Raw genomic sequence first — 9439 nt, 5'->3', positions numbered from 1 at the left:
TGATAGTGCTGCAACCAGTGTGAAAGTAGGTTATCGTCAAGCTTTTATTAGAGAAGCCCGCCTGGCAAAACTGCCGGCGGGCTTTTTGCATTTCATCCACAAAATCCTGCATTTCGTCGCACGGCCACTTTATCCTTTTGCTAAGCTTGATACGATCTAGGGATCGCAACTGCGAGTTAAAAGGATAACGATAATGGATAGAATTCACTCCCCCGGCTTCACCCCCACCGCCAGCAACGAACGTATCGAAGCGCTCGATGTGGTGCGTGGCTTTGCACTGATCGGCATCTGCATCATGAACGTCGAGTGGTTCAATCGTGCCATCACCGATCTCGGACGCGGCATCAACCCGAGCCTGACGGGCATTGACTGGGTCATCAGCTTTATCGCCCAGTATTTCGTGACTGGTAAGTTCTGGACCATCTTCTCGCTGCTGTTCGGCATGGGCTTCGCTGTCATGCTGACCCGCGCCGACCAGGCAGGCCGTAGCTTCCTGGGCCCATATCTGCGCCGTATCTTTGCGCTGGCCGCATTCGGTGCCTGCCACCAGATCTTCCTGTGGTCCGGCGATATCCTGTTCAGCTATTCGGTGGGCGCCATGTGCCTGCTGATCACCATGTATGGCCGTCCAAAGTACATCGCAGCTGGCATCGCGCTGTGCGTGCTGGCGGGCTTTGCGCCGAAGATCGCTGTGATGGCGGGTGTGGTGACCGAGAAGGCTGCTCCGGACCTGAGCGCCTTCTTCGGCATCGCTGGCGGCCTGGCGTTCTTCTCGCTGGTAGGCTGGTGGCTGCGTGGTGAGCAGAGCGTTAAAAAGCTGAATATGCCGACGGTCGCGCTGGTGTTCCTGGTGATCGGCATCCTGGCGCTGATTGGCGGCGCGGTGATGTGGATGCTGCCTAACACTCCGCGTGAACCACGTCTGGGCCTGCCGGTATTCGGTACCGCGCTGACCCTGCTGGGCATCCTGACCAAGAAATACCACGAGCCGAAGTCCGAGCGTCCATGGCGCCTTGGTGTTGGCATGTACGTGTTCTCGTTCTTCATGATGACCGGTATTGGCGCCTTGCTGTACTACGTGCCTGCAAAGCCAGAGGTTGTCCCGACCGCAGAAGCAGTTGCCAAGCTGACCGGCAAAGAGGCTGAAGCAGCAAAGGCGAAGATTGAGAAAGCCGCCGAACGCGCCAAGCGCATGAAGGAACGCGAAGAGGCCGTACAGAAGGAAACCAAGATTGCCAGCAGCGGTACTTACAGTGAGCATATGGCGCTGCGCGCTGAACGCTTCGCTGAGCATGCACCTGGCGAGATCGGTTTCGCCACTATCCTGGTCGGCATGTTCCTGCTGGGCGCCTGGTTCGTCCGTTCCGGCATCATGGAGAACACCCGCGCGCACTTGCCGCTGTTCCGCAAGCTGGCGATGTACGGCCTGCCGGTCGGTATCGGCATGGGCCTGGCTGGTTCGCTGATTGCGACCGCCGCAACGCCTGGTTCGCAAGGCGCCGACGGCTACCAGTTCGCACAAGGCCTGCTCATGCTGGGCAACCTGCCAGCCTGCCTGGGTTATGTGGGCCTGTTGATTGTCATGCTGCATAGCTCTTCGGTCTTTTCGAAGGTGAAGGTGCTGGCGCCGTTCGGCCGTATGGCGCTGACCAACTACCTGACGCAGTCGCTGGTTGGTGCGGTGTACTACTTCGGCTGGGGCTTCGGCCACTTCGGTGCGAGCCGTGTGCACCAGATGGCGTACGTTGCCTGCCTGATCGTGGTGCAGATCGCGTTCAGCCACTTCTGGCTGTCGCGCTTCCGCTACGGCCCGATGGAATGGCTGTGGCGCGCAATTACTTACTGGACCATCCCGCCAATGCTGCTGAATAAGCCAGCCGGCGTGCCTGCTGCTGCGGGAGTGCGCTGATTGCAGAAAGTATTGCGTGGAGTAGCGACATCACTGGTGCTGCTGGCTGGATTTGGCAGCGCCAGTGCGGAAACGGTAGCAGTGGCCGGGCTGGGCAAGCCGGCCCGTATCCAGGTCGATAAATGGGGCGTGCCGCACCTGTACGCGGCAAGCCAGGATGACCTGTTCTTTGTGCAGGGCTTCAATGCCGCGCGCGACCGGTTGGCTCAGATTGACCTGTGGCGCCGGCGCGGCCTGGGGCGCATGGCTGCAGTGTTTGGGCAGTCATACGTCGAGCAGGACCGCGCGGCGCGCCTGTTCCTTTACCGTGGCGATATGGATGCGGAGTGGAAGGCCTATGGCCCAGGCGCGCGCGAAGTCACGGAGCGCTTTGTGGCCGGCATCAACGCCTATATCGACCTGATCGAGCGCAAGCCGGAATTGCTGCCTTTTGAGTTCCGCCAGTTTTCGTATAAGCCGGAGAAGTGGGCCGCCGAAGATGTGGTGCGTATCCGCAGCCACGGACTAACGCGCAACCTGCTGCAAGAATTCGAGCGCGCCCACGTGACCTGCAATGCCAGCCTGGAAGCGGACCAGATCCGCGCGCGCCTCGCTCCCGCGTGGGTGACGCAGGTGCCTGAAGGGCTGGACCCTTGCCTGCCCGATAACGCGCTGGATGTGTTCCATCTGGCGACTGCGCCCGCGCGCGTGATGCGCGATCCGCGCAAGGCCGATGTGGCAGCCCTTGATGCGCAGCGTATGGAAGGCAGCAATAACTGGGTCATCGCGCCATCGCGCAGCAAGACCGGACGGCCGCTGCTGGCCAACGACCCACATCGTTCCTATGCCACGCCTTCGCTGCGCTACATCGTGCACCTGAATGCGCCGGGGTTGGATGCCATCGGGGCAGGTGAGCCGGCATTGCCGGGCATCTCGATCGGCCATAACGGCCGCATCGCTTTCGGCCTGACGATCTTCAGCATCGACCAGGAAGACCTGTACGTCTACCAGACCAATCCTGACAACCCGCGCCAGTACCGCTACAAGGACAAGTGGGAAGACTTCCGTGTGCTGCAGGAGAAAGTGGCGCTGCCAGGCGGGAAGTCGACGACGGTGGAACTGCGCTTCACGCGGCATGGCCCGGTGATTTTCGAAGAGCCGGGGAAGAAGCGTGCCTTGGCGGTGCGCAGCGCCTGGTCGGAGCCCGGCACGGCGCCGTACTTCGGCAGCATGGACTATATGCGTGCGCAGGATGTGGCGCAGTTCCGCGCCGCGATGGCGCGCTGGGGCGCACCGGCCGAGAACCAGGTGTACGCCGACACGGCCGGCAATATCGGCTGGGTCAGCGGTGGCCTGGCGCCGTTGCGGACGAACTGGGACGGTTTGATGCCGGTGCCGGGCGATGGCCGCTATGAGTGGCGCGGTTTCCTCGACGGCCGCAAGCTGCCCTGGCAAATGAATCCGAAGCAGGGCTGGTTCGCCAGTGCGAACGAAATGAATTTGCCGGCTTCCTTCCCGTACAAGGAGCACAAGCTGGGATTCGAATGGGCGCACGAGTCGCGTGCGCAGCGCATCGCTGAGGTGCTGGGCAAGCCGGGCAAGGTGGGCATGGAAGACATGCAGCGCCTGCAAAATGACCTGGTGTCGATTCCGGCGCGGCGTGTGCTGGCCGTACTCAAGTCCCTGAAGAGCAGCGATGCCAATGTGCAGTCTGCGTTGCGTTTGCTGGGCAGCTGGAACGCGGAAGTGCGGCCGGAATCCGGTGCGGCGGCGCTGTTCGAATTGTGGTGGTCGCGCCATTTGGGCGATGCGTTCAAGACGTCCTTGCTGGGCAAGTCCGGCTCGAATACGATGGGCGCGCCGGATACGGCGGTGCTGCTGGAGGCGCTTGAGAAACCGGACGCACGCTTTGGCATGAATGCGGTGGCACGGCGTGACAAAGTGCTGCATGAGAGCCTGGCGGCGGCGTGGGCCGAGATGGTGCGCACGCAGGGTGCCGATCCTGCCCGCTGGGCATGGGGGCGGATGCAGTTCAGCTACTTCATGCATCCCATGTCGCAGGCTGTCGATGCGGCGACGCGCGCCAAGCTCGATGTCGGGCCGCTGCCGCGTGGCGGCAGTTCGTTTACGGTCAACCAGTCCGGCTATCATCCAGCCAATTTCTGGCAGATCAACGGGCCGTCGTTCCGGGTTGTGATCGATGTCGGCGGCTGGGATAATTCGCGCGCCATGAACACGCCAGGGCAGTCGGGCGACCCGGCCAGCCCGCACTATCGCGACCTGGCCAGCAGCTGGGCGCTGGGGGAATATTTCCCGTTGCTGTATTCGCGCAAGGCGGTCGATGCGGCGACCGAAAGGACGATTGAACTGGTGCCAGCACGGCGCTGATGCCTTATTCAGTTGACACCTGCCTGGGAAATTGGTAACGTTTCCAAAAAAGTCGGCAGCACACAACAGGAGACAGGATGTTCAAGCAGTTCTTAGCCTGCGCCTTGGCGCTGGGCGCCGCTTCCGCACAGGCGGATGGGCCGAGCGCGGAAGTGATCCACTGGTGGACGTCAGGCGGCGAGTCGGCTGCCGTCAAACAACTGGCGACCGCCTACCGTGCCGCCGGCGGCAAATGGATCGACACGGCGATTGCCGGCGGCGACCAGGCGCGCGCAGTGACGCTCAATCGCATGGTCGGCGGGAAGGCGCCGACCGCTGCGCAGTTCAATATCTCCAAGCAGTTCGTCGATATTGTGGACCAGGAAATGCTGGTGCCGCTGGACGATATCGCACGGCAGCAGCAATGGGACACCATGCTGCCGGAGCCGATCGTCAATACCATCCGCATTGATGGCCACTACTATGCGATGCCGATGAACATCCACATGCAGACCTGGATCTGGTATTCCAAGGCTGCGTTCAAGAAGGCCGGCATCGCCAAGGAGCCGGCCACGGTCGATGAACTGTTTGCCGCGCTGGATAAGCTGAAAGCCGCCGGCCTGGTGCCGCTGGCGCATGGCGGCCAGGCTTGGCAGGAGCACATCCTGTTCGCTTCGATGCTGGCCAACCTGGGCGGGCGCCAGCTGTACTTGCAGGTGATGCGCGACCGTGACCAAAAGGCGATCAATTCGGAGCCGGTGCGCAAGGTGCTGCTGGCCTACAAGCGCCTGCAATCCTATGTCGATCCTGCGGCGCCGGGCCGCAACTGGAACGATGCGACCGCCATGCTGGTGAGCGGCAAGGCTGGCGTGCAGATCATGGGCGACTGGGCCAAGGGCGAGTTCAGCAATGCCAAGATGGAGCCGGGCGTGCATTACGGCTGCATTCCGGGCCTGGGTGTTAACGCGCCTTACCTGATCCAGGGCGATGCCTTTGTCTTCCCGCGCTCAGACCGCGCGGAAGTAGCGCAGGCACAGAAACTGATGGCCAAGGTGCTGCTGGCGCCTGCCACGCAGGTGAGCTTCAACAAGCTGAAAGGTTCGGTGCCGCCGCGCGCCGACGCGGACACCAGCCAGCTGGATATGTGCGCCCGCACTGGCGCAGCCATCATGCGCGACCGCAACCGCCAGGTTGGTGCGCCGGAAATCTATCTGACGCCCGACCAGAACGGCGCAGTGCAGGATGCGCTGACCGCGTACTGGAATACTTCCATGCCGGTGGAGAAGGCGCAAAAAGCGCTGGCTGCGGCGCTGAGGAACTAAGCCGTGCGACGAGCCATGTCCTATGCGGCGCTGCTGCCGATGCTGCTGACGGTATGCGTGGGCTATTTCGGCTCGTTTGTGTGGACCTTCTACGTTTCGCTCACCAGTTCGCGCAGCATCGCTACCAACAAGCTGGTGGGCATGGCGCAGTATGAACGCCTGTTCGATAACGAGCGCTGGCTGCTGTCGCTGAACAACCTGGCGCTGTATGGCGTGCTGTTCATCGTAGCCTGCATGGTGATCGGTTTCCTGCTGGCGGCGGCAATTGACCGCCAGGTAGCGGGGGAGGGCGCGCTGCGCACGGTGTTCCTTTATCCGTATGCGATGTCCTTCGTTGCGACTGGCCTGGTGTGGCAGTGGATTCTGACGCCGGGCGGCATTCCCGGCCTGGACGTGGATTGGTTGGTTGACCAGGATATGGTGGTCTACACCGTGGTGCTGGCGTCGGTCTGGCAGGCGTCGGGCTTTGTGATGGCGCTGATGCTGGCGGGGCTGCGCGGCATCGACCCGGAAATCTGGAAGGCAGCGCGGCTGGATGGCATTCCGGTCTGGCGCGTCTACCTGTCGATCGTGCTGCCAATGCTGGCGCCGACGCTGGCGACGGTATTCATCCTGCTGGCGACCATGGTGGTCAAGCTGTACGACGCGGTAGTATCGATGACCCAGGGCGGCCCTGGCACGGCCAGCGAAGTGCCGGCCAAGTTCATCATGGATCACCTTTTCCTGCGTGCGAATATCGGGCTGGCGTCGGCCGGCGCGGTGGTACTGCTGCTGACGGTGCTTGCCCTCCTGGCGCCATGGGCTTATCTCCGCAGCCGGAAGGGGGCGGTATGAAGATCGCGCGTATCGGGCTGTATGTTTTCCTCGCCAGCGCGGCGCTGTTCTTCCTGCTGCCGCTGTACGTGATGCTGACCACGTCCCTGAAACCGATGGACGAGATCCGTCTGGGGAATATCTTTGCCTTGCCGATGGCGCCGACGCTGGATGCCTGGCGCGCTGCGTGGAGCGAAGCTTGTACCGGCGCCGCCTGCGAGGGTGTGCAGGGCGGCTTCTGGAATTCGGTGTGGATCGCGGTGCCAAGCACGGTCATCCCGATTGCGTTGGGTGCGCTGAATGGCTATGCGCTGTCGTTCTGGCGTCCACGCGGCGCGAACCTGTTGTTCGGCATCCTGCTGCTGGGCGCTTTCGTGCCGGTGCAGGTGATGATTTATCCGCTGGTGCGCATGATGGCCGGCCTGGGCGTATTCGGCTCGCTGCCCGCCATCGTGCTCGTGCACCTGGTGTTCGGCATGCCGGTGCTCACGCTCCTGTTCCGCAATTATTACGCCGCGCTGCCGCAGGAGCTGTTCCATGCGGCGCGCATCGATGGCGGCGGCTTCTGGCGCATCTTCTGGCACGTGATGCTGCCTCTGTCCGTGCCGATGCTGGTGGTGGCGGCGATCATGCAGCTGACCGGCGTATGGAACGACTATATCCTCGGCCTGGTGTTCGCCGGCCGCGACAACCTGCCGATGACCGTGCAGCTGAATAATGTGATCAATACCACGACGGGCACCCGTCTTTATAACGTCAATATGGCCGCCACGATCCTGACGGCGATGGTGCCATTGGCGGTTTATTTCTTGTCCGGCCGCTGGTTCGTGCGCGGCATCGCCGCCGGCGCTGTGAAAGGTTGAACGGATGTCTAATGTAAGCCTGAAAAACCTGAGCATCACCCTGGGCGGCAACGCGATCATCCGCGGGCTGGACCTGGAGGTGGACGAGGGCGAGTTCCTGGTGCTGCTGGGGCCTTCCGGCTGCGGCAAATCGACCCTGCTGCACAGCATCGCAGGCCTGACCGATATCAGCGGCGGCGCCATCGAGATTGGCGGCAAGGATATGTCGCGTACCGATCCGAGCGAACGCGGGATCGGCATGGTGTTCCAGTCGTATGCGCTGTACCCGACCATGACGGTCGAGAAGAATATGTCGTTCGGCCTGCGCATCGCCGGGGTGCCGAAGGCGGAGATCAAACGCCGCGTGGAACGCGCGGCCGCCATGCTGCACTTGGGCGAGCTGTTGGACCGCAAACCGGCGGCCTTGTCGGGCGGCCAGCGGCAGCGCGTGGCAATTGGCCGGGCGCTGGTGCGCGAGGCCGGCGTCTACCTGTTCGACGAACCGCTGTCCAACCTGGATGCCAAGCTGCGCACCGACTTGCGGCGCGAACTCAAACTGCTGCACCAGCAGTTGGGCGCGACCATGATTTATGTGACGCACGACCAGGTGGAGGCGATGACGCTGGCCAGCCGGATCGTGGTCATGCGCGCAGGCGAGGTGCAGCAGGTTGGTACGCCGGGCGAGGTATATGAACGCCCGGCCAACCTGTTTGTGGCGGGCTTCCTGGGGGCGCCGGCGATGAACTTCATCGATGGCGAGGTCGACGCGGCCGGCGTTTTCACTGGCGCAGGCGTACGGCTCGCGCTCGGCAGCGCGCCAGCGGGGCGGGCGGTGCTGGGCGTGCGTCCGGAGCATATTGCGCTGGAGCCGGGCGGCCCGGCGCTGGGCCGCGTGACGCTGGTGGAGCCGATGGGCGCGCACCGCGTGGTGTGGCTCGATTGCGGCGGCAAGCAGCTGTCCTGCATCGTCCAGGGCGGCAAGGCGATTGCGCCGGATGATGCGGTCTCTTTCGCGATTGATGCACAACGCGCCTGCCTGTTCGATCCGGACAGCGGCAAGCGCTATGAAACGGCGGGCGCATCAAGTATGCTCGCGATGACGGTATAAGAAAAAGGATAACAGTGGCCACTATCAAAGATGTTGCCCGCCTGGCGGGTGTTGGACTGGGCACCGCCTCCCGCGTCGTCAGCGGCAAGGGATCGGTGTCTCAGGCGACGCTCGAAAAGGTCAGGAAAGCGATCGACGAGCTGGGATTCCGGCCATCGCATGCCGCGCGCACGCTGCTGACCGGCACCAGCCAGATGATCGGCGTCTACATCCCGGTCCTGAGCGGCACCTTCTACACGCCGATCCTGCAGATCATCGACACTGAACTGCGTGCCGCCGGCCTGCATATGGTTGTGGCCTTCGGTGTGGGCCTGGGCGACGAGCGCAAGCAAGCCAAGGAAGGCATCCAGTTCCTGATGGAGCGCGGCTGCGACGGCCTGATCGTGATGACCAGCGCCTTGCTCGATGAAGATATCGAAGCGCTGGGGGCGCAGCAGGGCAGGATTGTGGTGCTGAACCACAGCCTGGCCAGCATTCCCGACCAGTGCTTTGCGCTGGACCACAAGCTGGGCGGGCGCCTGGCGGCGCGTGCACTGCTGGACCACAAGCACCGCGATATCGCTGTCGTCGCGGGCCCTTCGCGCCTGGTCGATAACGTGGCGCGCGTCGAGGGTTTCATGGAGGAGCTGCAGGAAGGCGGCATCGACACCAGCCGCATGTGGGTGGCAGAGAGCGACTTTTCGCCTGCTGGCGGCTGGGCCGCGGCCAAGGAACTGGTCGAATCGGGGCACCGCTGCACGGCCCTGTTCTGCGCCAACGATGAAATGGCGGTGGGTGCGCTGTCCTACTTCCAGGAGGCGGGCATCCGTGTGCCGCACGACCTGTCCGTGATCGCCTATGACGACACGCCAAGCGCCGAGTTTTCCGCGCCGCGCCTGACGACGGTGCATATGCCGTGGCGCGAAATGACGATGAATGGCCTGAGCGCCTTGCTGAACCGCTGCTACGACCTGCGCCGCACGGTAACGCGCAGTTTCCCTGTGACGGTAACCTTACGTGCATCGTTGGCCAAGGCGGCCAGCGGCAAACGCAAGGCGGCATGATCTGAACCTGGAGAAAGGGCGCTCGCGCCCTTTTTTTCGACTAATTGTGGAAACCT

The 9439-nt window shown here is 63.0% G+C and carries 7 protein-coding genes; all 7 read left to right on the top strand.

The genetic code is table 11. The features are described from left to right. Positions 1-193: 193 nt before the first annotated feature. The 7 genes from AAHE99_RS22495 to AAHE99_RS22465 all read left to right on the top strand — a co-directional run bounded on the left by AAHE99_RS22495 (position 194) and on the right by AAHE99_RS22465 (position 9383). Positions 194-1909: a DUF418 domain-containing protein gene (locus tag AAHE99_RS22495; protein ID WP_342119602.1), complete on the top strand. Its 1716-nt coding sequence runs from the start codon at positions 194-196 to the stop codon at positions 1907-1909. Then, positions 1910-4276: a penicillin acylase family protein gene (locus AAHE99_RS22490; protein WP_342119600.1), complete on the top strand. Its 2367-nt coding sequence runs from the start codon at positions 1910-1912 to the stop codon at positions 4274-4276. Between the two features lie 77 nt (positions 4277-4353). After that, positions 4354-5577 carry an ABC transporter substrate-binding protein gene (locus tag AAHE99_RS22485; protein ID WP_342119599.1) on the top strand — a complete coding sequence of 408 codons (1224 nt, stop codon included), beginning with the start codon at positions 4354-4356 and terminating at the stop codon, positions 5575-5577. Positions 5578-5592: 15 nt separating this feature from the next. Continuing rightward, a complete protein-coding gene (locus AAHE99_RS22480) occupies positions 5593-6411 on the top strand; it encodes a carbohydrate ABC transporter permease (RefSeq protein ID WP_342119604.1) in 819 nt (272 codons plus the stop codon). After that, entirely contained in the window at positions 6408-7253 is an 846-nt protein-coding gene (locus tag AAHE99_RS22475; protein ID WP_342119598.1) for a carbohydrate ABC transporter permease, read from the top strand. Before AAHE99_RS22480 ends, AAHE99_RS22475 begins: the two co-directional genes overlap by 4 nt. Before the next feature lie 4 nt (positions 7254-7257). Continuing rightward, the gene (locus AAHE99_RS22470) at positions 7258-8340 is read left to right on the top strand and encodes an ABC transporter ATP-binding protein (protein ID WP_342119596.1); all 1083 of its coding nucleotides are present in this window, start codon (positions 7258-7260) and stop codon (positions 8338-8340) included. Between the two features lie 14 nt (positions 8341-8354). Continuing rightward, entirely contained in the window at positions 8355-9383 is a 1029-nt protein-coding gene (locus AAHE99_RS22465) for a LacI family DNA-binding transcriptional regulator (RefSeq protein WP_342119595.1), read from the top strand. The last annotated feature ends 56 nt before the right edge of the window (positions 9384-9439 follow it).

The organism is Pseudoduganella sp. OTU4001 (assembly GCF_038440195.1).
Lineage (GTDB): Bacteria > Pseudomonadota > Gammaproteobacteria > Burkholderiales > Burkholderiaceae_D > Rugamonas.
This window is presented reverse-complemented; position numbering and strand designations above follow the sequence as displayed.

Excerpts from the sequence above, each read along its gene's own strand:
- AAHE99_RS22495 (WP_342119602.1), top strand. The coding sequence starts at position 194 with ATGGATAGAATTCACTCCCCCGGCTTCACCCCCACCGCCAGCAACGAA.
- AAHE99_RS22485 (WP_342119599.1), top strand. The coding sequence starts at position 4,354 with ATGTTCAAGCAGTTCTTAGCCTGCGCCTTGGCGCTGGGCGCCGCTTCC.
- AAHE99_RS22480 (WP_342119604.1), top strand. The coding sequence starts at position 5,593 with ATGTCCTATGCGGCGCTGCTGCCGATGCTGCTGACGGTATGCGTGGGC.
- AAHE99_RS22475 (WP_342119598.1), top strand. The coding sequence starts at position 6,408 with ATGAAGATCGCGCGTATCGGGCTGTATGTTTTCCTCGCCAGCGCGGCG.
- AAHE99_RS22470 (WP_342119596.1), top strand. The coding sequence starts at position 7,258 with ATGTCTAATGTAAGCCTGAAAAACCTGAGCATCACCCTGGGCGGCAAC.